Raw genomic sequence first — 24859 nt, 5'->3', positions numbered from 1 at the left:
GTTATTCATTTACATTTTCAACCAAATTTAATGGAATTTCAGTTTTAATGAGTTTCTGTTCTTCTTCGGTCAAGTCGCTCATCACCTTTCCAAACCGCTTCTGTGCTTCCTCGTCCCTTAGAAAATTGTAAGCGGCTACCACTTCATTTTGCACCGCTATATAGAAGGTATAGGGCACAAGTCTATCATTGGCAATACTAACAACAGACTTCAATGGAGCTTGTTTAATGTGAGCGATCACTTTGCTGCGCAATTTGGAAAGCGCTATGTCCTCATCCCCTATAAATAATTCTTCATTTTCGGTAACACGTATCTCCAATGCATCATTCGGGTCGTAATCAGGTTCCTTAGTCTTAGGCGGAAGTCTTCGAGTGATACCAGAATCATCTACATAAGAAATGGTTTCGACCATAAAGAAGACTACCATTTTGTAATAATCCAATTCAAAGTCTTTCTCATCCAATATGGACAGGACACTTTTAGCCATGGCGTCCGTATCTGAAACATTGTTATCCATTGCTATGTTCAATAACTTTTGCAGTTTAGAATCCTCGGAGGATAGGCTATCCATATCCATAATACGGGATTGACATAGCTCTATGGAATCCATATTGGGAGCACCAATTCCCCTAACTAGCTTGGTAAACGACAGATTCGTGCCAAAACCCAAATCTTCTCCAGCGGCCATCTTTTGGTAAACACTTCTATACCCTTTTCCCGTTCCATCTGGAATTATTTGTTCCTGAATAAGTTCCGCTTCAAAATCCTTCATGGCTTGCTTAAATTCGGCTCCATTGTCTTCATAAGCTGCATACATACATTCCATCATTCGGTCTTCTACGCGTTCTTGTGAATGGGATTTATCGCAAGAACTAAGTATCATAACTAGTACTGTTCCAAAGAAAAATAATCGCTTCATTTTTTGTTTAAATCAATATTCAAAATAAAATTCTTTCTTACCATAGTAAGTCTTTATCAGTTGGGCAGCCTCGGTATTGGGGATGGCTAAATGATCGATAACCGCTGTCCCCGTTTCCTTTTTACCCTTACTATCTCTTCCCACATTCTCATATAAGAAATAAGCTTCTCCTGCATTCTCCAAATAAAAGATGGATATACGCCCATAGCGTGTGGAATGACCCCTACCCAAATTCTTTACTTTTTCGGTAAGTGTATTGCCTTCTTTTTCAAAAAACATATCCGCGTCCGCGAGGCTTTGGTATTCGTCGTGAAGTTTGTACTTAATGAACCATTTATTAAACCGCTGACTAAAGGGAGCAATCTCATAAGCTCGTAAGACATGAAAGGTCATATAAAGCACCATGATGAGTTCGCCTATCCAAATCAACCCTAGAAATATTCCATTTACTACGGCCCCTCCGAAAAGACTCCAAGAGCCATAGGTGTAAAGGTCACCTATACTTCCAAATACCCAGACCGGAGACAATAGTAGTCCCAAGGAAGGGAAATAATACTCCAATTCTCCAGAAAGCATCAATAAATAAGCTCCCCAGGAAAAATACATCCCCAACAGCATAATGGCTAGACCAGAGATGATAACGAATTTTGAATCTCGAACCTTCGCGATTTTTGAAATTACCCGGTACAGTATTCCGAAAATAAAGCCAAAGCCAATGGTTATGACAAAGCTTAGATAAATTACGGGATTGATAGAAATAACAATACCATGAACATAAGCCAAAAGGAATATGATAACGATCCCAAGGAGAATACATAAAAGCTTATTAGATAAAGGAGTTTCTGGGTCGTGGGCATAGTAACGTTGCTGCAAATTGAACGGTTTGAATGGTTGATCGCATCCAAATTAGAACATTTCAAGAAATCATCACTCGGAATTCATGAATATTGTCCTATCCTACCTTCTTGTAGTTAAATTTCACTTCTTCCACCTTTCCTTCCCCTTCGTTAATGACTACATACAAATTCACTTCGTCATCGCTTACACGTTCAAAAGTGAATCCCTCGAAATACACGCGATCCTCTGTCACTTTTACCAATTTGAAATCGACCGTTTCATCCTTTTCTTCCCATCCCTTTAAATTGGAATGGAAGTGCTTGAGCCGAAGCATTAGAGTGCCTTCTTCTTCTGTAATCGTTACGATTTCATAGAAGTTCACTTCGTTATTTACGACCAATTTGAAGGTACACATCATGGAGCCTCCTAAAGGTGGCGTCCATACCTCTTCGGTAATTCCACCAAAAGCCTCCCCTTTCCAATGTCCGGCCATCCAAGCAATGGAACCTAAATCAGCCTTTGGAGATTCCTGTTTATCCTTTAATGTCAACGTGTTTTGAGCCAACGCTCCATAACTGATGCAAATGGCGAAAATGAATATTTTGAATGGTTTCATGATTTCTAATGGTTGGTTAGCTTATTTCTTCTTCCGCTTCTTACTAGCTTTTGCCAAGGGATTGAAGTCCAAACACTTTTGAAGGTAATACTCCATATCTTCCTCACTATCGTATCCATCCGGTGTTACAAACACATAACCTTTCATGGGTCGCCCAGTAAAGTCCATAGGATGGCATCCTTCCTTCTGCATAGCCTCTTCGGCGGCATCTTCCCCAATACGGGCCATCAGTAGATCGGTTTGTTTCTTCTTATCGTAATGAATACCACAGAACATCTTTTCATCGACCATGAACAATAATCCTCCCATCATCGATTTGGCATAGTAGTCTACCTTTCGGGTTTCTAGAAAGTTTTTGATTCGGTCTGCGGTGTACTGATCGTAAGCCATTTTTCAAGTTTTAAGTGCTTAGTGTTAGATTTTAAGTTTTCAGTGTTGGGTTTTAAGTGCTGAGTGTTGGGTGTTGGGTTTTTAAGTGTTGGGTTGTTGAATCGTTTAGGTGTTGAATTGAAGCATTGACAATAATTTTTGCAGGTGTAACTATTTTTATCATTGGTTGTTTGCTGGAAACTGAGACTGTCAACTGTTTAAACCTTGAACTTGAAACCCGCAAACCTTGGACCCTGAACCCCTAACATCCTTCGACGTTTCGACTCCTTGACACAACCATCCTTCGACAGGCTCAGGATGACAAGCTGCATACTGCCAAGTGAAAACTGAGAACTGTCACTGCCAACTGAAAACTAAAAAACTACATCTCCAAAAGAGCCTCCTTCTTCCGCTCCAGGTATTTTCGTTCGGCATCGTTTTGAACGGCCAATAAGGCCAACTCCATACAAGATACCGCTTTTTTCCGCTCTCCCTGTAACTGATAGTACTCTGCATAGGTACCATAATACAAATAGGAACGCTGTTCTAAATCTGCCGGTTCAATTTGCTGAAGCCGTTCCTTGGCATCTTCAAAATTACCCCGTTGTATCTGTGTCATTACCATATTTAAAGCTACACTCGGACTAGGCTGTATGGCATACAACGCCTCATACCATTTAAAAATAGCCTCCCAATTGGTCTCCTCGAAAGAACGTGCCTTGATATGCTCTGCAGCAATCGCAGCTTCATAATGGTAATGCGAATACACATCATCCTCTACCGCTCGAACCATCGCATGATTTCCTAATTTCACAAGTGGAAAATGCCATTTAGATCGGTCCTGATGCCTTAAATCTATGATCTCATTAGCATCGTTTATCTTACTGTCTAATCGTGCCGCATGAAAACACATGAGCGCCAATAATGCATAGCCTTCTGGAGATCGAGTGGCTTCCCTTTTCAAAATCAATTGACATAAACGCAGTGCCTCGCCACACAAATCCTTTCGTACTAGCATGTCCTTTCTGTTAGAATGAAATCCTTCATTGAATATGAGGTATACCACTTCCAGCACACTATCATTACGTTCTGGCAATTCCTTTCCTTGAGGAATCGCAAAACGGATGTCTTTCTTCTTAATGGCCTTTCGTGCCCGTTGAATCCGCTTCTTAATACTATCCTCCTTGGTTAATAAGGCAGAGGCGATCTCCTTGATACTGAATCCAGAAACCGTCTTCAAGGCAAACGCGATACGGTCCCTAGGATCCAATTGTGGGTGACAGGCTGTGAAGATCATCCGTAATTGACTGTCTTCAATCTCCGTATCCAAAAACAAATCACTGAGGGCTATGGCACTGGGCCCAGTAGACAATTGAGGCACATGCTTCTTGTGCGTCTTTAGCTTCCTGAAAATATCCAGTACCCGATTCTTCGCAGCTTGGGTAAGCCATGCTTCCGGATTGTCGGGCATAGTATGCGTCCATGAAACCGTCGCTTTCACGAAAGCATCTTGCACAGCATCCTCGATGGTCTCTATATGGGCGAGACCAAAAATTCGCGTTAACACAGAGACCATCTTCCCATAATGATGACGGAAAAGATGGTCTATGAGTTTGGGTTCCATTACTGATCGAACACCATGATTTCACGAATCTCCACGGTACCTCCCAAATCGTAATCGGGAAAGTCCTGTGCTATCTGTTCTACCTCGTCAAAGTCTTTTGCCTGTATCACATAATACCCACCTACCAATTCTTTGATTTCGGCAGAAGGCACATCGGTAACTGTTCGATCTTTTCCCGTAACACGACGTACCTGAGCGGTTAGGGCATTTCCTTCTTTAACAATGCCTTGCTCGGTCATTTTTTCGTGCCAAGTAAACCACTTGCCCATTCTACCTTGCATCTCTTCTGGGGAAAGCCCCAAATCCCCGTAATCGGGACCGATGAAAATCATCATAAAATCTTTCATAATTGTTCGTTTTTTAAAGTTTCTATAGCTAAGACGCGATAGGTATCCATAAAAGGGACACTTTTTTTATTTTTTTCTAAAATTTAAAGAATTGTTTGATCCACCATAGTTTTCTGGGCGTATGTGGATAGTACTTCAGTGGCAATTCGAACAGGGTTGTTTTCTCTATAATACTTTTGTAGTGAGAAAAAGCACGAAAACCATCTTCCCCATGATAACTACCCATTCCACTGGTACCCACGCCTCCAAACGGCAAGTTGGGATTAGCAATATGCACGACATTCTCATTCACGCCGCCACCGCCAAAGAGAATTTCATTCAACACCTTGTTCTTAGCTTTTTTACTATTGGTAAACACATAGCAAGACAACGGCTTGGGCAAATCGATTACCTTGTTTACCGCTTCATCTAAGGAGTCATAGGCGATTACTGGCATAATTGGCCCAAATATTTCCTCTTGCATCACAGCATCACCGAAAGTGACATTGTGCATGACGGTAGGTGAAATGATACGTTCTTCCTCATCTACTTCTCCGCCATGATATACTTTTTCCGGATCAATCATTTTTTGCAATCGTTCCACATTTCGATCGTTAATGATCTGAACGTAATTTCCGTTCTCTACACTATAATGCTCCTTTTCAATCTCTGCCTTGGTGAGTTCTAAGAAGCGCTGTTCAATGGAACGATGTACGAGGATATAATCGGGAGAGATACAGGTTTGTCCTCCATTCAGGAATTTACCCCAAACAAGACGTTTTACGGCCATCTTCAAATTACAATCTTCCGTAACAAAGGCCGGGCTTTTTCCACCGAGTTCCAATGTCACTGGGGTAAGATGCTCCGCAGCAGCTTTGTAAATTATCTTGCCTACAAAGGTGCTGCCGGTGAAGAAGATCTTATCGAATTTCTGTTTCAACAATTCCGTAGTCTCCGGAACTCCTCCTTCCACTACAGCGAAGTATTCTTCAGAAAAGTGTTCAGAAATGACCTTTTTCATGGTGGCAGAGGTCCCAGAAGGAATTTCACTGGGCTTCAATACGATTGTACAACCAGCGGCCATGGCAGCCACTACAGGTGCTAGGGATAATTGATAGGGATAGTTCCAAGCCCCAATGACCAATGCCACGCCCAAAGGTTGTGGTATCACGTAACTCTTAGCAGGAAAGTTTACCAGATTGGTTTTTACTTTCTTTTTTCTCGACCATTTGTGCAGGTTCTTAACAGCATCATCAATATCATGATAAACCAGTGCCAATTCGGTCGCATAGGTATCGAATTCCGACTTCTTGAAATCGGCATAAATAGCATCATAAAGGAGTTGTTCGTTTGCTTTCAAAGCACGTTTCAACGTCCTCAATTGTTGCAAACGGAAGCGTATATCTTTGGTTGTATGGGTATTAAAAAACCATCGTTGGTTGTCTATGAGTTCCTTCAAAATCGTAGGTGTATTTGGATACAGAAAGGTATGAAATTTTGAAGGATTTAATTCTACGATTGCATCCAAAGACAGTCAATGCTATCCGCTATGATATGCAATACCAGCCCCAGTCCTATGACTCTTGTTTTTCTGAAGAATAGTAGCAACACATAAATGGCAAGCGCCCAATACGTATGCAGTGGGTGGAAATTAATACTGCAGCGATTTGGATCGAAAATAGGGGAAGCCATAAGATGATCCAGATCGATCACCATGGTCAGTACCATAAGTAACCAAGCCCTCTTCCAGTGTTTTCTGAAAAACACATACGCCAACACTCCCGGCACCCATAAATGCAGGGAATAATGTACAATCGACTGTAACATGGATTATCCTTTACCCTTGTCCCGTGCAAGAACGCGATACTGCTCGTAGCAGTCGCTAATGGCGTCCAATATCTGAAGGTCATTGGCCGTCTGTATAAAGCCTTTGGAATAGTTGCAATTGCTCAGGATCTCATCGATATCATTTTCTTCCAATTGAAGGACCGCCATGAGGGTTTCCCTATCGAATTTGGACTGCAGTATATTCCGAATATGGTCGTCTTCCTTCATCTTCCGGAGTTTCCGCATCTGTTTCGGTCGTTTGCCAAAGACATTGTAGAGGAAATCCGCAGGGTTAAATATAGAACTCAATACTTTAGAAACGGCTCCAGGTTGCGACTGGCCTCCTTCATAACCGCCTCCCAATCCAGCAATACGGTAACGATAGTCGTCGTAAATAGGAATCAACTTCGCATCTACTTCAACATAACCCGTAAGCTCTACCGGACGCACTACTACCTCTTCTAAAGCGATACCCAACTCAGTCATTTTCACCTTTACCTCACCAAACTTCATCCAGTCATTGGTTACACGAACCCGAATGGATTTAAAACCTAGATATGAAAAATAAAGGGTATCGTTTACAGCGGCTCGTAAGGCAAACTTCCCATCTTTATCGGAAGTCGTCCCGATTACCTGATTCAGGTTTACGATGTTCACGTTCTCCAAAGCAGCATCTGTGGCATCATTTAATACCACTCCATTGATAACGTCTCCGTCTTGGGCCAAAACGGTCATGGGTAGCAATGCCAACAATAGTAGGTAAAATGCTTTCTTCATAGCGACTAATTGGGCTTAAAAGTAATCATTTAGACGCGAAATCCTTGCCAAAGTTTCGTTAAGCACGAAATTTTGTCTTTAGAAACGAAAGAATAAGGCAGAATTAAGTAACTTCGAATATAAACTTTCTAGCATGATTTTCATTAAGCACGAACATCTTCGCTTTTTGCTTTTTTTAATTCTATCACTCATATTCTCAAACATAACTGCTCAAGTAGGGTTTAATCAATATGCAATCGTAGATGATCTTTATTCAACCAATGGAGTAAATCAGGTAAAACTATTTGATCTAGATTCGGATGGAGATTTGGATGCATTAGGCAGGGGTAATTCTATTAAGGTAGTTTGGTTTCGTAATAAAAATGGCACTGGAAATTTCAGTAATGCACTAACTGCGGCCGAAGATACATTTCTTCAAAATGCATCGCATGCGGCAGATTTAAATGGAGATGGACACCTAGACATAATACACTGTGGTGGTGGGTTGTTTGATGATTTTAAAATCGCATGGCATGAAAATTTGGACGGACAAGGTAACTTCGGTACTGAAAATGTCATTTCAACCGATATTAGAGGTGCAACAGTAATACATGCGGAAGATCTTGATGGGGATACCGATATTGATATAATTATTGGTGTCAATAGTAATTTCGGAAATTTAATTTGGTATGAAAACCTAGATGGCAATGGAACATTTGGGCCAGCAAATGTAATCCTCAACGACTCGCGCGCTGGTACAATTTCCACTGGAGATATAGACGGAGATGGTGATTTGGATGTCGTGTATACAAGAGATTTCAATTTAGGAAAATTATATTGGATCGCGAACATTGACGGTAATGGTAATTTTGGGGAAGCACAAGTATTGGACTCTTACAGTTCAGATGGGTTTTCTTCTGCATGCCTAGCTGATTTAGATGATGACGGTGATTTAGATATTGCCTACACCTATAACAATAATGTATCTTGGATAGAAAATTTAGATGGAAATGGAAATTTTGGAGATGAACTTACTATTAGCGAATTATCAATTCAAACAACATTTTGTTCTGTTGGGGACTTCAATGGTGACTCAAAATTAGATATTGTAGCATCTTCTTACATAGATGATAAAATAGCATGGTATGAGAACTTAGGCGATGGTATTTTTGGGCCGCAAAACATAATTACCAATGTAGCCAACGACACTCGAATGATTGCAGTTGGAGATATTGACAACGATGGAGACTTAGATGTCGCTTCTGCATCATCCCAAGACGACAAAATAGTATGGTATAGAAACAGAGATGGTAATGGAGATTTTGGACTCCCTATTAGTATCTTAAAAAATGGAGATGTTTTTTCTTCTGTCGATTTTGCTGACCTCAATGGAGATGGTGAAATGGATATAGTCGCATCTTCATTTCTCGATAACGAAATTGCCTGGTATCCTAATCAAAATGGAGCTTTCAATTTTCAAACCCAACACATTATCAACAATTATGTGGGTAACCCCACGCACGTTTATACCCTAGATTTTGACCATGATGGTGATCCGGATATTGTCACTTTCAGCAATTTCCAACAAGAAACTATTTGGCTCGAAAATCTAAATGGTCATGGTAATTTTGGCCTTCCGCAAATTCTAATCGATACCGAATTCAATATCGAAGATTTCCTTATGGAAGATTTGAATGGAGATGGCAACTTAGACTTCATTTATCGCAATATTATTAATGAAGTGTTTTGGTTTGAAAATATTGATGGAAGTGGAGCTATTGGACCAAAAAGATTAATAGCTGAAGTTGACACATCCAGTTTTGGTAATTTACATATTCTTGATATCGATGAAGACGGCGATCTCGATACCGTAGTTTCATTAGCAGGAGGTTTGATAGATGCTTACTATAATTTGGATGGTAATGGGAACTTTGGATCTAGAAATCAATTAACTTCTGAGTCTGATTATGGAGATCTAAATTTAAGCCTAGGGGATATAAATGGAGATGGTTTTTCCGATTTGATCTACGGTACATTCGACGGTGATGAAGTTGGATGGTTCGAAAGGCTCGAAGACGGTTCGTTTGGTGAAATTCATATTGTACATGACTTAGTCAATGTCCATCATATACCTATAGCAGTGGATATTGATAGTGATGGCGACTTAGATTTAGTTCATAGTGGGCCTGGCGGAATCGTTTGGTCAGAAAACACAGATGGGGTCGGCACGTTCGAGCTTAGAGGTGTTCTTATTGATAATTTAGGAGGAGGTGTAGGTGTTTTTTTAGGAGGCTTGGACCTGACTGGAAATGACGAAATAGATATAATAGCAGCCGATGCATATAGACTAAAAATTAGCGAGAACTCCGGAAATTTGTCGGTGAATCAGAACAAAATAGGCATTTTCAATCTTTATCCTAATCCTGCCAGTACAATAGTTAATATTGACTCTAAAGACACTATCTTATCCATCGAATTAATGAATAACATTGGTCAAGAAATCTTAAAACTTGAAAACAAAAACTCATTAAATATTTCAAAATACCCAAGCGGTATGTATTTCTTGAAAATAAAAAATGCCTCAGGGGAGTTTGAAGTTAAAAGACTTATAAAGAAATAGGGCTTAATTCATGCAATTAAGTCAAATTATCTTCTACTAAGTCAAATTATCTTCTACGCCTTCTTCCTCCTGTTCCCTTTTCTTTTGGGCGATCGTTCTTTCTACGACTCTTCCCTTTAAATTTTCCGCCACGGTCATCACCTCCTTTTCCACGGAACTTTCCACCGCGATCATCGCCTCTTTTTCCTTTGCCCTTAAAGCCTTTTCCACGACCTTCTTTCTTTCTTCCTCGTCCTCCGCTTCTGCCTTTGGTAGAAATCTCGATATCGATCTTTCGGTTATTGAACTGAACATCTTTAAAGGCTTCCATTACCTTGTCAATATGCGCAGTTTCCGTATTGAAAAAGGAGAAACTGTTCATGGTATCCACATGGAATACATCGTCCTTTCCTAATTGCGTAATCTCACGGATAAGATCTTTCAAATCCATCCATTCCAAACCATCCTTTCTACCTAAATTGATGAAGTAACGCGCACTGTCCTTAGGAGATCTATCGGCTCCACTGCCTCCACTACCCTCAGCAACATTAAGGTCCTTGGCTTTACGATAGTAATTGTAAAAACGAGAGAACTCTACCGAAAATACCTTCCTTATCAATTCTTCCTTGGTGAATTCTTCCAATACCTCACTAATCTTCGGCAAATACACATCGATTTCATGGTTTACATCGGTATTCTTCACCTTATTGGCCAAGTGGAACAATTGGATTTCGCAAATTTCCATTCCGTTAGGAACATCTTTCTTTACGAATTCCTTATTTATGATCTTCTCAATGCGTTTGATCTTTCGTTGCTCACTTTTGGAAACGATCACCATAGAAATCCCTGTCTTACCGGCACGTCCTGTTCTTCCACTTCGGTGGGTATAGGTTTCTATTTCATCGGGCAACTGATAGTTGATTACGTGGGTAATATCATCTACATCAATTCCACGAGCAGCCACATCGGTCGCCACCAACATGCGTATCTGGCGAGTACGGAAGGATTTCATCACCAAATCCCGTTGGTTCTGACTCAAATCCCCATGCAAAGCCGCAGCACTATAGCCATCTTCGATCAACATTTCGGCCACTTTTTGGGTATCGCGCTTGGTTCTACAGAACACCACGGAGAAAATCTCGGGATTGATATCTGCTAAACGTTTCAATGCCTGATAACGATCCCGTGCATTTACTAAATAGTATTCGTGGGAAACGTTTGCCGATCCTGTATTCCTAGTTCCTACCGTGATTTCGATAGGTTTATGCATGAACTTCTTGGCAATCACTGCCACTTCTTTTGGCATGGTGGCACTAAATAGCCAAGTGCTTTTATCTTCTGGAGAATGCGAAAGAATGTCGGTTATATCCTCATAGAATCCCATATTTAGCATCTCATCCGCTTCGTCGAGTACGCAGTATTCAATTTTTGAAATATCGATCATACGTCGACCGATCATATCCTTCATCCTTCCTGGTGTAGCCACAATGATCTGTGCTCCTTTCTTAATTTTTGAAGCCTGATCCGTAATGCTTGCCCCTCCATAAACGGCCACGACATTCAATCCTTGAACGTACTTACCATAGTTCTTCAATTCCGACGTAATCTGAAGACAAAGTTCCCGTGTAGGCGAAAGGATAAGACCTTGTGTGGTTCTACTCTCGGGATTGATTTTTTGAAGCATGGGGAATCCGAAAGCGGCTGTTTTTCCGGTTCCGGTTTGCGCTAAGGAAACGATATCGGTTTCCTGATCTAATAAAATGGGAATGGTTTTTTCCTGAACTTCGGAAGGGGTCTCAAAGCCCATATCCGAAATGGCTTGCAGAAGGTTCTCTTGCAAGCCCAATTGCTGAAATGCAGACATTTACTGTGTTTAATTGTTAGTGTGTTGATTGGAGGTAGACGACAATTAAACCCAAATGCCCCGCTTCAACACTTCCTCACCCTGAGGAATTTGCGGGCAAAGATAGGTTTTTTAGTTTAGAGTTGATTTGTTGCGTTGTTTTGGGTTGATTTATTGATGTCTTTACTATTGAGTTCTTGAGGCGTTTAACGGTTGAGTAAATTGACTCCTCGATACAACCCTCCTTTCTGTCGGCCCACTCGGAGTCCAGTATGTCAACTTTGAATCCAGAACTTTGAAACCGATCAACCTAGCACTTAACACTTAGCACTTAAAACTTAGCACTTAACACTTAGCACTTAGCACTTAGCACTTAAAACTTAGCACTTAGCACTTAAAACCTAAAACTTAAAACTTAAAACTTAATTAGTCAAACGCATTCTCCCGAATCCGATTCACCTCTTCAAAAGAAAAAACACCCTCGTTCAACAAATCGACAAACTGATCGGTAAGGGTGGCATCGAACAGTAGGAGATCATCGGTGTTTACGGTAATGTTAATCCCATGATCGAACAAGGTTCGCATAGGATGCTCCTTCAGGCTTTTGGTAGCGCCCAAAGCGACATTACTATGAGGACAGATATTAAGCCGAATTTTATGCTCCAAAATGAGATCCATGGTCTTTTCTGAATCGACCGCGCGTATGCCGTGCTGAATCTCATCCGGGCTCAATAGTAAAATCGTTTCTTCTATGGTTTGATGATCCGAAAATTCACCAATATGCACCTTCGTTTTTAGTTCATGCTTCCTGGCTTCCTGAAACAACTCATTAAAAGGGGTTAAATCCTTGCCATTTTCTTTACCGTAAATATCCACTCCATGAAAGAGTCCGCTAGAAATACATCGCACCCCGTCTGAATATACCTTCTCCAATGCAAGGTCCTTATTCACTCCAACATCGGGACGAAAGTCGATCTGGTCTTTATACTTTTCCTGTAATCGAACCACTTCCGCAAGTACGCGGTCGATAGAATGATCGAAAAAGCGTGCTAAACCAATATCCACACTGGCCCTTAAAAGGGTGACGTTATCCGCTATGGCACTTTCCAACGCCATTTCCATAAAGAATACAACATCTTCCGTAGTACACATCACCTCATTTAAGGTTCCGTAAATGAAATCGATCATGCCTTCTAGACCGTTAAAGGCATCAGGAACGGTTATATTAGCTTGCGGGTACTGAGTATTCAGGCGTTGCATGGTACCTCCCAAATGAAAATGGTTGTGCACATCGGCTTTAGGAAGTTGGTGAATGGTATCCCTCATAAATATGATCGGTGGTTAGGCGTAGGAAACAAAGTACATGGTCATCTCCCCTTTTCCTTTGACCTCGACTTCTCCACGGGCTTCAAAAACAAAAGCGGGGTTGTCTTTTATACACTGATAGGTATCTTCAGAAATATTCACTTTGCCAATATCTCCGCCACTCTCCATTCGGGATGCGGTATTTACGGTATCTCCCCAGATGTCGTATTGAAATTTCTTCACTCCTACAATACCAGCTACTACAGGGCCTGTATGAATCCCAAGGCGCATTTCGAAAGGGATTTCATTTTTCGCCTTTCTTTCTAACACACGATGGGCCATAAAGGCTTGCATTTCTAAAGCCGCCAACACTGTATTTTTTACCGAAACATCTGAAGGTATAGGGATTCCCCCAGCCGCCATATAGGCATCGCCAATGGTTTTTATTTTTTCGATACCATATTTATCACAAAGAATATCGAAAGTTTTAAAACAGTGATTTATTTCTTCGATCAGTTCCTTGGCCGATAGTTTTTCTGAAGCCTCCGTAAAGCCTACGAAGTCGGTAAAGAGGATGGATACATTCTCAAAATCCCGAGTATCAGCACTTCCCTTGGTTTTAAGTTCTTCGGCAATTTCTGAAGGTAAAATATTCAGCAACAAGTTTTCCGATCGGTCTTTTTCCTCTTCAATAACGGCCTTCGATTTCTTCACATAGCGCCATCGACTATACAGTCCTGCCGAAAGCAAAATGAAAAATAGCCCCACGCCCATCGCAATGTTCTTGTTCCTATCTTTTCTATTCGTCTCCTCCTGAAACACCATTTCTCGTTTCATGGCTTTCTCCACCTGCAACAAGCTGTCTTCCTTAACTTTTCTATTGAACTCGATCCGCTGCAGTTCTTGAATGGTTTCTTCCTTCTGAAGGCTATCTGTTAAAGCAATCATTTGCTCGTGGTACTCCAAGGCCTTTGCACTATTGTTGGTAGCTTTATTAATGTTGAAAAGGCATTCGCAACCTTCTTTCTGTTCCCAAATGGCTCCAATGGTTTGAGCTAGCTTCAAGCCCCGCTTACAGTACGTGGTGGCGCTTTGATATTGTTTTTGTTTAAAATAGGTGAATCCAATACTGTTCAACGAACTGGCCGATCCATCTTTATCCCCAATCTCATCACGAAGGGCTAAACTTCTTTTATGATTATCCAGCGCATCACTAAAATTGCCTTGTTCATATTTTACATCGCCCATATTTTCAAGGATCTGAGACATGGAGCGCTTGTCGGACATGCTTTCTGCCATTTCGAGGGCTCGTCCGTAATAATCGAGCGCACTTGTCTGATCGCCCTGTTGGGAGTAAATCTGTCCTATGTTCACCAAGGAAACGGCTATCCCTCGTTGATCGCCAATCTCTTCTTTTATCGCCATACTCCTCTTGTAACAATCCAAAGCCTTATCATAGGCCTCCTGATTGTTATAGATGCTCCCAATATTATTCAGTGTAACAGAAATACCACGCTTATCGCCTATTTCTTCCTTAATCTTAAGGCTTTGCATATAATGATTCAACGCCTTGGTATAATTATTACGTTCTACATAAATGAGTCCGATATTGTTCAATGAGCTCGCTATCCCACGCTTGTCGCCAATTTCTTTTCTAATTTTCAAACTCCTTTGATGATGCGACAAGGCTTTAATGTAGTCCCCTTGCATAAAATGTGTAAAGCCCTGCATGTTTAATACAGATGCGATTCCTTTTTTATACCCGGAGGCCATCGAAAACTCATACAAACTATCTGAAAGGACCAAAGCACTGTCGGGTTTGGAATACAGATAACCGTCCCAAATGTAATCGCGATAAGCGTAAATACGAACGGAATCGGGCCGAGCAGTGTCTTCCCAAACGGTTAGGAGTGAGTCCAGAGGGGTCTGTGCTCCCACGAGGTTCCATAGGAGAAGGAACCCTACTAAAAGAGAGTATTTTTTCATGGCGGTTAGTTAGCTTTTATCGAATCCAACCCTTCACAAAAAAATCCAAATGTTCTTTACTCCACCTTCAGAACATTTCTTGTTCTTGAAACAAAATGTAGGGGTTTTCTTCAATAAAATTCTTTGAAAATATACGGATAAATATTTTTTAGGGGCTATACCGAAGTATTTAGGTAGTCTAAAAGCAGTGCAATGGCCCTACCGCGATGGCTTATTTTCCCCTTTTCCTCTTGTTCCATTTCCGCAAAGGTTTTGTCATATCCCTGGGGAAGAAATATGGGGTCATAACCAAATCCCTGATCTCCTTTGCGCTCGTGAATGATTTCTCCTTTGCAAATTCCGGGAAACAGTTCTTCCTTTCCTTGCATGGAAAGGGCAATTACCGTTTTAAATTGAGCCGAACGATCCTGAGCCCCTTCTAGGTTCTCCAGTAGTAAATCCATATTGGCTTCGGCGCTCTTTTCGGCACCAGCATATCGTGCACTATAAACACCTGGAGCTCCATTGAGGGCAGTCACCTCCAATCCCGTATCATCGGCAAAGCAAGGTAGACTATAATGATCGCGTACATAGTCGGCCTTCAATTTGGCATTGCCCTCTATCGTTTCGGCTGTTTCCGGAATATCATCAAAACACCCAATATCGGTAAGGTTTACCAATTCAATATGGCTAGGCATCAATGCCTTTACTTCTCTAAATTTATGCTGATTATGGGTTGCGAATACAAGTTTCAAGGTGTTATGTATTTATCGGTTATCATAGTTTACCTCTCCTTCCAATCTTCCTAATTCGTCATAGACCTTCCAGACGCCTACCTTTCGGCCATCTACCAATTTCCCCTCTGTCTTAATGAACATGGCTGCTATTCCCTGTCCATACTTCAATTCTTTATCCCATTTTGTGACGGATACCGGAGTTCGGGTCAAAAAATACAGGGAAGGATCCTCAATGGCCAAATCGATTTCTAGGGTTTTCGATTTCCACCAAGTGGTCCCATCTCGATTATAAAAAATGGAGGTAAGCGGATTTCCGAATCGGTCGTAGGTGACTTCACTTTTCAAAATACCATCTTTATAATAGGTTTTATAAAGACCATATTTCCTGAAATAGGTGTATTCGGGCATTTTGTAGGCCAAGTTTTTTCCCTCTTCCTTAATCACTCCATTCTTGTAGTGCCGCTGCACCAAAGAGGTATCCGAAGGTTGTATGCTTTGAGTCCGTTCCAGAAAATGAGGCGTATGCTGAGAAAATGACAAATTGCAGAACAACAGGGCGAAACAGAGAAAAAGATAGCGCATGGTGAAGTCAATTTAATTTAAAAATCATAACGTTCAACTTCAACCCTCATTATAATCTCCGTGAAAATAATTGTTTCTATCACACCATCCCATTGTCATGGGCCATCGTATCAGGAACTTTCTGAATGGCATCCCAGTGCTCAACAATCTTTCCATTTTCTTCGAAACGAAAGAAATCCATGGTGACATATTCTTCATTACCCGGCCATTTCTGATGGGTATGCAAAGCTACCAAATCCTCTTGGGCAATGCATCGTAAAAACTCGATCGACTTCTCGGGATATTCGGCCTGCATTCTTTCAAAATATTCAATAAATCCTTGTGGACCATCGGCTACATCGGGATTGTGCTGTATGTACCTATCCCCCACATATTTTGCTACCGCTTCTGCGGGGTTTCCTTCGTAGGCCATTTTGTAGAAGGCAACGGCATTGGCCTTGTTCTTTTCTAAATCCATTGTGCTATTGATCACTTGTGTTTTCTAATTGAATAAGCGTTACCTGAGCCGCTGCACACAGTTTCTCTTGTCCTTCAGAAACCGCATAAACATCGCATCTGCAAACCGTGAGGGTTCTTCCGCTCTTCAGGACATTTGCTTTGGCTACCAGTGCCTCTCCTTTTCCCGGAGCCAATAAGTTGAGTTTAAACTCGACCGTAAGGACCGAAGCGTTCTCCTGCATCAATGAATAACCTGCATATCCCGCGGTATTATCGGCCAAAGTTCCGACAACCCCTGCATGAAAAAAGCCGTGTTGCTGTGTTAGATCCTCCCGAAAGGGCAATCTAATTTCACAATAACCGGCATCTACAGCAACAAGTTCGGCGCCAATCAATTCCATGAATTTTTGACGCCGAAAACTATCTTTTACTTTCTGTTTAAAATTGGGATCTTTAGGTGTAAAGTTCATACTCGCTATGCATTAGAATGCAAGGCGACACGATTGCCTTCACTATCTTCGAAAACACCCATATAGCCATGATCTTCAGAAATCTGGGTCTTAGGATGTAAAATCTTTCCTCCTGCGTCTTCCACGCGATCCAATTCGTTTTGAAGGTTCTCTGAGTAAAAATACACCAAGGGGCCTTCTTGACTTGGGATATAACTTTCCTGTTGAATCAGGGTTCCGGTCGCTCCAGGAGCATCGCCTGCATTGGGAAACCATCCCATCTTTAATCCTCCAAAATCGACCAACTGAATCTTAAACTCGAACACCTTTTCATAAAACGCCACTGCTCGTGCCATGTCGTTTACGGGTATTTCGATCCAAACAAACGGATTATGTTTCATAGATGTTATTTTTCAAGTACACCCTTAAGATCGGCCAAGCCTTCATCAAAATCCTTTCCAACGGCCTTGTCCATATTAAAGAACATCATCATAATGTTCATAGGCATTTTGTGCTTCCCGTGGAACCCCCAAATAACTTTGGTACCATCACCATCGGGCTCGGTAGCGATATAGGCATCACTTTGCGATTTAAAGGGTTTTAGGAAACGTAATTCGGTCACTATCTTTTCGTTTTCAACAATATTCATAATCTCTTGCTCTCCCCATCCAACATTCTTATGGTCACTTTCCCATCGGGATACAAATCCCACGGTTCCGTCTTCGCCCGTAAAAATCTGTTTCATGCCGGGATCCCGTTTCTTCCAAGGAGACCATTCGTCTTGGTTCTTAACACTCTTTAGGTACGTAAACACTTCCCCTATAGGTCGATTTATCGATATGCTTCTGTGTACATGATATTTTTTGGGAGCTAACAGGGCCAACAAAATGATAAGACCCACAATACCGGCTAGGATGTAAAGAAAAATCATAACTAATTTATTTTGGTTACTAAGGTTAAAAGATAGGTATAAAAATCAATTTTCCCTGTAATAGCGGGCCACAATTTTGTCTGCGCTTTTTATGCTTCTGCGGGTCCATTGCATCTTCAGTTCCAAGATTTCCTCTTCGGAAAGCTGCCACGGAACATTGGCGGTCCGCATACGGGTTACCACATCTTGAAGAATGATGGCCGCCGATACCGAAATGTTGAGACTTTCTGTAAATCCGAACATGGGAATCTTTAAAAACTGATCGGCATTTTCCAAAACAATATTGCTCACTCCTTCCTTTTCAGTACCAAAGAAAAAGGCACTCTTTTGGGTTACATCGAATTCCTGAAGCATGCACGAATCGTCATGCGGTGTGGTCGCCACAATCTGATACCCTTGGGCACGTAGGAATTGAATACAATCTTCCACCTTTTGATGCCGGTGTACATCGACCCATTTTTGGGCCCCCATGGCAATCTCACGATCCATTTTTTTGCCGAAACGCTCTTCAACAACATGCAACTCCTGAATGCCAAACACATCGCAGCTACGCATAACGGCACTGGCATTGTGCATTTGGTACACATCCTCGGTGACCACCGTAAAATGTCGTGTGCGTTCCCGAAGAACGAAATCGAACAAATGACGGCGTCTTTCGGTGAGATAGGATTGCAGGTATTCGAACAGTTGTAAATCCAATGGAAAAGACTAATTTTAAACGAAGATAAAAAATACGCTATATATGAAAATTGCAGTGCTCACAGGAGCTGGAATCAGTGCCGAAAGTGGACTTAAAACTTTTAGGGATAGTAACGGCCTTTGGGAAGGTCATGATGTGATGGAAGTAGCTTCCCCAGAGGGCTTTGCAAGAAATCCAGAATTGGTGTTAGAATTCTACAACCAACGTAGGCGCCAATTATTGGAAGTTGGCCCCAATGCCGCTCATCTCGCATTGGCCGAAATGGAAAAGGAGCACGAAGTGGTGATCATTACCCAAAATGTGGACGATTTGCACGAACGGGCTGGGAGCTCTCGCATTGTTCACTTGCATGGCGAACTTCTTAAAGTGAGAAGTACTTTCGATGAAACCTTGGTCATGGATTGGAAGGAAGATCTCAATTTGGGCGATATGTGTGAGAATAACCATCAGTTACGTCCACATATCGTATGGTTTGGAGAAGCGGTACCCATGATCGAAGTTGCGGTAGAATTGGTGGCTGCGGCCGACTGCGTTATGATCGTTGGGACTTCGATGCAAGTATATCCGGCTGCCGGACTTATTCAATATACAACTCCGGGGGCACAAGTGCATTTTATAGATCCTAATCCGTCCATTTCTTCCTCCCATCGTATTTCCGTATACGCCGAAAAAGCAACCACAGGAGTACCTAAAGCAATCCAAGCTATAAATTCATTTTCCTAATGGATTCAGGATTACTTGAACAAATAAGCTATGAGAAGGCGTACCGAGAAAATCGGATGAATGGTGCCTTATGGGTACTGGATCATCCGGAAACTTTTAGGGAACTGTTGGACTATGTTTTTAATGACAAACAGGACGAGCTTTCTCATAAAGCCGCTTGGGTAATGGAATTCGTGTTTTTGAAACAACCTCCCATCCTCTTTCCCCATTTGGATTATTTCTTTGAAAGCATTCCGAAAGTGAAGAAAGATCAGTCCGTTCGCCCCTTGGCCAATCTCTGTGAAAAGCTGTGTTTGGACTATTACAAAAAACGAAATCCCGAATTGCGAAAGCTCCTCACCGAAGAACATAAATTACAGATGACCGAATTCTGCTTCGATTGGATGATTACCGATCAGAAAGTGGCCTGCCAGGCCCGTGCAATGATCTGTTTGTACTACCTAGGCACGGAATACGATTGGATTCATCCCGAACTGGAACAGATTATTGAACGGAATATCCATACAGGTAGCGCCGGATACAAGAACCGGGGTGGGAAGATTTTGGCGAAAATCAGACGCAGTTAGCTGTATGCAGTGGCAGTTGACGGATTTGATGGTTTCGGGTTCAAGGTTTCCTAGTTGGACTCCGAGTGTTCTACGAAGCTGAGAGCATGGAAGCGAAGTAGAATGTATCGAGGAGTCATTTAAGAGTTCTCGGTTGAGATGTTGAAACGTTTAATGGTTTAATTGAAAAATGAGAGATATCGCAGGTGCTATTTTCTTTTTCATTATTGGATCAGCCTTTGTACTCGCTGGCCTATATATCATTAAAAGTAATAGGAGAATTGCAAACAAGGGCGTAAAAACCGAAGCCGAAATTATCGAATATGTTAAAGAAAAAAAGAAAGAAAACTATTTCTACTTTCCTGTATATCGATTTCGATTAACCGACGGTACCATCATTACGCAAAAAGGTGATCTCGGAACGGGCAGAAAACCCAACAAGACTAAGGAAAACATCTATTATCATATTGAAGACAAGGAAATTTTGATAGTGTCCGAATCGGAGCTAAAAAAATCTGCATTCCCCAAGTTTGCTATAATATTTGGGTTGTTTTTTGTGATTATCGCCTTGGCTAGTGGATTTAAAACTTATTTCTTCAACTAATTTAAGTCCTAATAAAATAGGGTATCACTCGATCAAACGATTCAACGGCTAAACAATTCAACCTTCCGTCAAAAAACCCAAAAACCCAGAACCCAAAACCAAGATGTTCCGTATCTTTGCGCTTTCAAAATTTGCGCCTATGTCCAACCACGCATTACAAGCCATTTCTCCCATCGACGGTCGCTACGCTTCAAAAACTTCTGGATTGATTCCTTTCTTTTCTGAAGAGGCTCTTATAAAGTACCGTATTCAGGTTGAAATTGAATATTTCATCGCATTGGTAGAAATCCCATTGCCACAATTATCCGATTTCGATACTTCCCTGTTCCCAGAACTTAGAAAGTTGTATCAGGAATTTTCTACCGAGGATGCCCAACACATTAAAAACACCGAAAAGGTGACTAATCACGATGTAAAGGCTGTAGAGTACTTTATTAAGGAGAAATTCGATGCACTTGGACTAGAAAAATATAAGGAGTTCATTCACTTTGGGCTCACCTCTCAGGACATCAATAACACGGCTATTCCACTTTCCCTTAAGGAAGCCATGAATGAGGTGTATGTTCCCCAATTACTTTCGGTAAAGGACAAACTGAAAGAACTGGTTGAAGAATGGAAAGACGTACCTATGTTGGCTCGTACCCACGGACAACCGGCTTCCCCTACTCGACTGGGCAAGGAAATTCAAGTGTTCGTAACCCGAATCGAAGAACAATTCGATTTATTGAACGACATAAAAAGTGCCGCCAAATTTGGAGGTGCCACGGGAAATTTCAATGCGCATAAGGTAGCCTATCCCGATATCGATTGGAAAGCATTCGGAACCCAATTCGTTCAGGAGCGACTGTACTTGCATCACTCCTTCCCTACGACCCAGATAGAGCATTACGATCATATGGCGGCCCTATTCGACTGCCTTAAGCGAATCAATACTATCTTAATTGATTTGGATCGTGATATTTGGACGTATGTATCGATGGACTACTTCAAACAGAAAATCAAAAAAGGGGAAATAGGAAGTAGTGCTATGCCGCACAAAGTAAATCCTATCGATTTTGAGAACAGTGAAGGGAATTTGGGAATCGCCAATGCGGTGTTTGAGCATCTGTCGGCCAAATTACCCATTAGTAGACTTCAAAGAGATCTTACCGATAGTACCGTATTGCGCAATATTGGTGTGCCTATGGGGCATACCGTTATCGGATTGCAATCGACCCTTAAAGGACTGAACAAATTATTATTGAACGAAGCCAAGTTTGCTGAAGACCTGGAAAACAACTGGGCCGTGGTAGCAGAGGCCATTCAGACCATTCTACGACGTGAAGGGTATCCTAACCCCTATGAAGCCTTAAAAGGGCTTACACGGACCAATGAGACCGTTACGCAACAATCCATTGCAGATTTTATTGAAACCTTGGAGGTTTCGGAAGCGATAAAGGCGGAAATGCGGGTGATTACCCCAGGAAATTATACAGGTATCTAAAAGTAAAAAGGCTCCCCGCAGGGAGCCTGTCTTTTTATTTCACCACCTATCCCTTTTAAATTAGGGGTCTCTGGACCGGAAATAAAGGTTGCGTAGTTCGGGGGCTTTGCAACCACAATAGGCTAAGTTCAAACTGTATACCAATGTGCCAAACCTAATACCTTTAAAAAGTAGTTTTCGGTATACAGCCGATATTTTTAGATAAATTCAATTTTTCAAAGAAAAAGGCCCCGAATCCCCACCCGGAGCCTTCAACATTTCTTCACCTATCCCTTTCAACCGTAGGGGTCTCTGGACCGGAAATGTTTGTTGTCCTCTAAAACACCATCACTCTACATTAAGCTAACAATACGAATGTAGGCATGATTTCCTACAAACACCTCCTACAAAAATTGGTTTTCGCTCAAAGGCATTCACAATTCTATGAACGACATGAAAATTTCAAAAAAAGCTGAAAATTGGGCACAAAAAAAAGCCTCTAACATAGAGGCTTTCAGATACTTATAGTTTATTTTCTTTTCTACATAGCATCGAATACTTCGCTGAATCCGGACAGTTTCGATACGTCTATATCGCCACTATCTATAGAATTCATAAGTTGCAATACCTGTGCGGGTTTCATATCGTCACAAAGCAATCGGAATACCCCGAATCCTTTTTCTTCATTACTCGCAAACACGATCACTTCGTCTATGGCATCTTCTTCACCCAAATACTTTAAGGTAATGTGGGTGTCTTTCGATTTCATCTTGGAAAGTGTTTTATACTTCTCCTGATCTATGATTTCGCGCACTTTGCTCTTCTCGGCGTTATACTCGGCTTCATTTCCACTCTTGAGCGGATAGGCTACCATGTTCACTTTTTTAATAGTGTTCAGGATTTCCTGCTGCTCTTCGGTAAAGGTGGCTTCATCACTTTGCAGCAAACTGGTGGCAAGATCTACTTTCAAATATCGATCGTCCTCTTGCTTATCGACCAAATAACGCTGCAAAGATTTGTCATTTGTACAGCTCGCCATAGTAAGGAGAGCAATGGTTAGGGCGGTTAGAATTTTTACAAGTTGCATGACTTATCCTTTGTTTTTTACGTTCTCTAATTCATCACTTCCTGGAACATTAAGGTCCTTGGTCAACTTGGAGATTTGCTTCAGGTCGATATCCCCGGTGATACTCATGATCACGGTTCCTTCCTTACCATCCATTTCCCCTTCCAAGAACATCAACAGTTCGCTTACATGGTTCTCGTCCTTTCCTTGTTTGGAGTAGAACTTCACATTCTTTCCATCGTCCCTAACTCGCATTAACTCTTCCAATCCTTTGGAAGCAGATACGTATTTCTGAACGTCGGCCTTCATACGGGAGCCTATGCCATCATCTTCGGTAATAAACACCTTGATATTGTTTAGGCTGTTCACCATCTCCATATACTCCTGCACCTCTGGATCGTTGGAATCTACCTCGATCTTGCTCAATAATTTGAACATATTCTTGGTTACTACCACCGAAGTCACTTCACTCTCTTCTTCATAAGAATCGAACACACTTTGTGCAGTCACTAACATCGGGGTGATTAGTAAGGCCATTAAAATTGCTATCTTCTTCATCGTTTCTATTTTTAAATTTTGGGTTTTACTTTAGGATTAATTTTTTAGATTCATTGAATTGATCGATTACCGACATATTGGCAATCCCATTGTTAAATTCGTTTAAATGGAGCATCGCATCCGTTCCTTGATTGAAGTTTGCCGAAAGTAGCATCATGGTCTCCCTGGCCTTATTGTATTCGGCCAAAGCTAGTTCTTCTTCGTCGGTGAGCCCACCTCCGTCATTGAACATAAAACCTACAATCCCTAAAAGGATTACGAAGGAAGCCGCAATACCCCACTTCCAATAGTTGAAAGTTCTGCTCTTGGGAAGTACAATCTCCGTCTGTATGGTTTCTTCCTTAGCCTGACCAAAGGCTACGAACATGGGACGGTATACTTCTAAGTGGCCGGGCACTTGTTTAGAAGCGAAAAACTCTTGCAGTAATTCCTCTTCTCCCAGGGTGGTTTCCCCTTGGAAATAGACTTCCAATAATTTTTCAATTTCAGCTAACTCCATAGTTGTATTGTTTTATTAATTGTTCCCTAACGGCCTTTCGTGCTCGGGATAAGGTTACCCTTACGGCAGTTTCTGTACTTTCCATCATTTCAGCGATCTCGTCGAAATCGAACTGCTCTACATCCCTTAACTGAAGGACCATTCTTTGCTTTTCAGGTAGGGTTTGCATGATTTTGAAAACCAATTCTACCCCATCGTTTACCTCGACCTTTTTCTGAAGGTTCTCGCCGTTCTGAAAATTGCTGTGCACAATTTTCAAGTTCGAAGCCTGCTTCGATTTTAATCGGTCCAAACAATAATTCTTTGTCATGGTCACGGCAAACGCCTCTGGGTTTTTATAGTTTCCAATATTCTCCCTTCCTTTCCACAATTTCAAATACACTTCCTGAACGGCGTCTTCTGCTTCTTCCGCTGAAACCAAAAGTCGCTTTGCCAAACGGTACAGTTTGTCCTTATAGGGTAGCACTTTGGCTAAAAACTCTTTTTGGTTCATGATGGTTAGTTTACAGACATTAATGATGCCATTCTATCTCTACGACGACCCACAATTATTTTTGTTACATTTTATTTTTAAATCAC

28 protein-coding genes are annotated in these 24859 nt (G+C 41.5%); 5 read left to right on the top strand and 23 right to left on the bottom strand.

Annotated features, from left to right (window positions below; genetic code table 11):
* Position 1 precedes the first annotated feature (1 nt).
* The 9 genes from POV27_RS06635 to POV27_RS06595 all read right to left on the bottom strand — a co-directional run bounded on the left by POV27_RS06635 (position 2) and on the right by POV27_RS06595 (position 7295).
* Entirely contained in the window at positions 2 to 919 is a 918-nt protein-coding gene (locus tag POV27_RS06635) for an ExbD/TolR family protein (RefSeq protein WP_272861960.1), read from the bottom strand.
* Between the two features lie 12 nt (positions 920 to 931).
* The gene (locus POV27_RS06630) at positions 932 to 1792 is read right to left on the bottom strand and encodes a hypothetical protein (protein WP_272861959.1); all 861 of its coding nucleotides are present in this window, start codon (positions 1790 to 1792) and stop codon (positions 932 to 934) included.
* Between the two features lie 79 nt (positions 1793 to 1871).
* Positions 1872 to 2372, bottom strand: coding sequence for a DUF6265 family protein (locus POV27_RS06625; RefSeq protein WP_272861958.1), 501 nt, complete (start codon positions 2370 to 2372; stop codon positions 1872 to 1874).
* 21 nt (positions 2373 to 2393) lie between these two features.
* Positions 2394 to 2762, bottom strand: coding sequence for a TfoX/Sxy family protein (locus tag POV27_RS06620; RefSeq protein ID WP_272861957.1), 369 nt, complete (start codon positions 2760 to 2762; stop codon positions 2394 to 2396).
* A gap of 361 nt (positions 2763 to 3123) precedes the next feature.
* Positions 3124 to 4365 carry an RNA polymerase sigma factor gene (locus POV27_RS06615; RefSeq protein ID WP_272861956.1) on the bottom strand — a complete coding sequence of 414 codons (1242 nt, stop codon included), beginning with the start codon at positions 4363 to 4365 and terminating at the stop codon, positions 3124 to 3126.
* Positions 4365 to 4712, bottom strand: coding sequence for a YciI family protein (locus tag POV27_RS06610; protein ID WP_272861955.1), 348 nt, complete (start codon positions 4710 to 4712; stop codon positions 4365 to 4367). Before POV27_RS06610 ends, POV27_RS06615 begins: the two co-directional genes overlap by 1 nt.
* A gap of 76 nt (positions 4713 to 4788) precedes the next feature.
* The gene (locus tag POV27_RS06605) at positions 4789 to 6150 is read right to left on the bottom strand and encodes an aldehyde dehydrogenase (protein ID WP_272861954.1); all 1362 of its coding nucleotides are present in this window, start codon (positions 6148 to 6150) and stop codon (positions 4789 to 4791) included.
* A gap of 53 nt (positions 6151 to 6203) precedes the next feature.
* On the bottom strand, positions 6204 to 6518 hold the full coding sequence (locus POV27_RS06600; protein WP_272861953.1) for a DUF6122 family protein: 315 nt from the start codon (positions 6516 to 6518) through the stop codon (positions 6204 to 6206).
* Between the two features lie 3 nt (positions 6519 to 6521).
* The gene (locus POV27_RS06595; RefSeq protein WP_272861952.1) at positions 6522 to 7295 is read right to left on the bottom strand and encodes a carboxypeptidase-like regulatory domain-containing protein; all 774 of its coding nucleotides are present in this window, start codon (positions 7293 to 7295) and stop codon (positions 6522 to 6524) included.
* Between the two features lie 133 nt (positions 7296 to 7428).
* Between POV27_RS06595 and POV27_RS06590 the strand changes: the two genes are divergently transcribed.
* Positions 7429 to 9894 (top strand): T9SS type A sorting domain-containing protein, encoded by a 2466-nt coding sequence (locus POV27_RS06590; protein WP_272861951.1) that lies wholly within the window; start codon positions 7429 to 7431, stop codon positions 9892 to 9894.
* Between the two features lie 46 nt (positions 9895 to 9940).
* Here the strand turns inward: POV27_RS06590 and POV27_RS06585 are convergent, their stop codons facing one another.
* The 10 genes from POV27_RS06585 to POV27_RS06540 all read right to left on the bottom strand — a co-directional run bounded on the left by POV27_RS06585 (position 9941) and on the right by POV27_RS06540 (position 18822).
* The gene (locus tag POV27_RS06585; protein WP_272861950.1) at positions 9941 to 11737 is read right to left on the bottom strand and encodes a DEAD/DEAH box helicase; all 1797 of its coding nucleotides are present in this window, start codon (positions 11735 to 11737) and stop codon (positions 9941 to 9943) included.
* A gap of 405 nt (positions 11738 to 12142) precedes the next feature.
* Complete coding sequence (locus tag POV27_RS06580; RefSeq protein ID WP_272861949.1) at positions 12143 to 13042, bottom strand: amidohydrolase family protein; 900 nt, start codon at positions 13040 to 13042, stop codon at positions 12143 to 12145.
* Positions 13043 to 13057: 15 nt separating this feature from the next.
* Complete coding sequence (locus POV27_RS06575; RefSeq protein WP_272861948.1) at positions 13058 to 15007, bottom strand: adenylate/guanylate cyclase domain-containing protein; 1950 nt, start codon at positions 15005 to 15007, stop codon at positions 13058 to 13060.
* Between the two features lie 155 nt (positions 15008 to 15162).
* On the bottom strand, positions 15163 to 15741 hold the full coding sequence (locus POV27_RS06570) for a non-canonical purine NTP diphosphatase (protein ID WP_272861947.1): 579 nt from the start codon (positions 15739 to 15741) through the stop codon (positions 15163 to 15165).
* Positions 15742 to 15753: 12 nt separating this feature from the next.
* Positions 15754 to 16305 (bottom strand): toxin-antitoxin system YwqK family antitoxin, encoded by a 552-nt coding sequence (locus POV27_RS06565; protein ID WP_272861946.1) that lies wholly within the window; start codon positions 16303 to 16305, stop codon positions 15754 to 15756.
* A 79-nt stretch (positions 16306 to 16384) separates the two neighbouring features.
* Positions 16385 to 16762 carry a nuclear transport factor 2 family protein gene (locus tag POV27_RS06560; protein ID WP_272861945.1) on the bottom strand — a complete coding sequence of 126 codons (378 nt, stop codon included), beginning with the start codon at positions 16760 to 16762 and terminating at the stop codon, positions 16385 to 16387.
* A 4-nt stretch (positions 16763 to 16766) separates the two neighbouring features.
* Positions 16767 to 17144 carry a PaaI family thioesterase gene (locus POV27_RS06555; RefSeq protein WP_272861944.1) on the bottom strand — a complete coding sequence of 126 codons (378 nt, stop codon included), beginning with the start codon at positions 17142 to 17144 and terminating at the stop codon, positions 16767 to 16769.
* A 74-nt stretch (positions 17145 to 17218) separates the two neighbouring features.
* A complete protein-coding gene (locus POV27_RS06550; protein WP_272861943.1) occupies positions 17219 to 17593 on the bottom strand; it encodes a VOC family protein in 375 nt (124 codons plus the stop codon).
* A gap of 5 nt (positions 17594 to 17598) precedes the next feature.
* Positions 17599 to 18123 carry an SRPBCC family protein gene (locus tag POV27_RS06545; protein ID WP_272861942.1) on the bottom strand — a complete coding sequence of 175 codons (525 nt, stop codon included), beginning with the start codon at positions 18121 to 18123 and terminating at the stop codon, positions 17599 to 17601.
* A gap of 45 nt (positions 18124 to 18168) precedes the next feature.
* The gene (locus POV27_RS06540) at positions 18169 to 18822 is read right to left on the bottom strand and encodes a TrmH family RNA methyltransferase (protein WP_272861941.1); all 654 of its coding nucleotides are present in this window, start codon (positions 18820 to 18822) and stop codon (positions 18169 to 18171) included.
* Between the two features lie 43 nt (positions 18823 to 18865).
* Between POV27_RS06540 and POV27_RS06535 the strand changes: the two genes are divergently transcribed.
* The 4 genes from POV27_RS06535 to purB all read left to right on the top strand — a co-directional run bounded on the left by POV27_RS06535 (position 18866) and on the right by purB (position 22178).
* Complete coding sequence (locus POV27_RS06535; protein ID WP_272861940.1) at positions 18866 to 19546, top strand: SIR2 family NAD-dependent protein deacylase; 681 nt, start codon at positions 18866 to 18868, stop codon at positions 19544 to 19546.
* Entirely contained in the window at positions 19546 to 20112 is a 567-nt protein-coding gene (locus POV27_RS06530; protein ID WP_272861939.1) for an adenylosuccinate lyase, read from the top strand. Before POV27_RS06535 ends, POV27_RS06530 begins: the two co-directional genes overlap by 1 nt.
* 169 nt (positions 20113 to 20281) lie before the next feature.
* Positions 20282 to 20695: a DUF3592 domain-containing protein gene (locus POV27_RS06525; RefSeq protein ID WP_272861938.1), complete on the top strand. Its 414-nt coding sequence runs from the start codon at positions 20282 to 20284 to the stop codon at positions 20693 to 20695.
* Between the two features lie 139 nt (positions 20696 to 20834).
* Positions 20835 to 22178 (top strand): adenylosuccinate lyase, encoded by a 1344-nt coding sequence (gene purB / locus POV27_RS06520; RefSeq protein WP_272861937.1) that lies wholly within the window; start codon positions 20835 to 20837, stop codon positions 22176 to 22178.
* A gap of 520 nt (positions 22179 to 22698) precedes the next feature.
* On the opposite strand, the gene POV27_RS06515 is transcribed toward purB, so the two are convergent.
* The 4 genes from POV27_RS06515 to POV27_RS06500 are packed head-to-tail and all read right to left on the bottom strand — an operon-like array spanning position 22699 to position 24773.
* A complete protein-coding gene (locus POV27_RS06515; RefSeq protein ID WP_272861936.1) occupies positions 22699 to 23244 on the bottom strand; it encodes a DUF4252 domain-containing protein in 546 nt (181 codons plus the stop codon).
* A gap of 3 nt (positions 23245 to 23247) precedes the next feature.
* Positions 23248 to 23781: a DUF4252 domain-containing protein gene (locus tag POV27_RS06510; protein WP_272861935.1), complete on the bottom strand. Its 534-nt coding sequence runs from the start codon at positions 23779 to 23781 to the stop codon at positions 23248 to 23250.
* 25 nt (positions 23782 to 23806) lie between these two features.
* A complete protein-coding gene (locus tag POV27_RS06505; RefSeq protein WP_272861934.1) occupies positions 23807 to 24280 on the bottom strand; it encodes a hypothetical protein in 474 nt (157 codons plus the stop codon).
* Positions 24267 to 24773, bottom strand: a complete 507-nt coding sequence (locus POV27_RS06500; RefSeq protein ID WP_272861933.1) for an RNA polymerase sigma factor — start codon at positions 24771 to 24773, stop codon at positions 24267 to 24269. Before POV27_RS06500 ends, POV27_RS06505 begins: the two co-directional genes overlap by 14 nt.
* Positions 24774 to 24859 lie beyond the last annotated feature (86 nt).

The sequence above is a fragment of the Aureisphaera galaxeae genome (assembly GCF_028561275.1).
Taxonomy (GTDB): domain Bacteria; phylum Bacteroidota; class Bacteroidia; order Flavobacteriales; family Flavobacteriaceae; genus Aureisphaera; species Aureisphaera galaxeae.
Note: the sequence above shows the minus strand (reverse complement) of the source record. Positions and strands in the feature narration are given on the sequence as shown.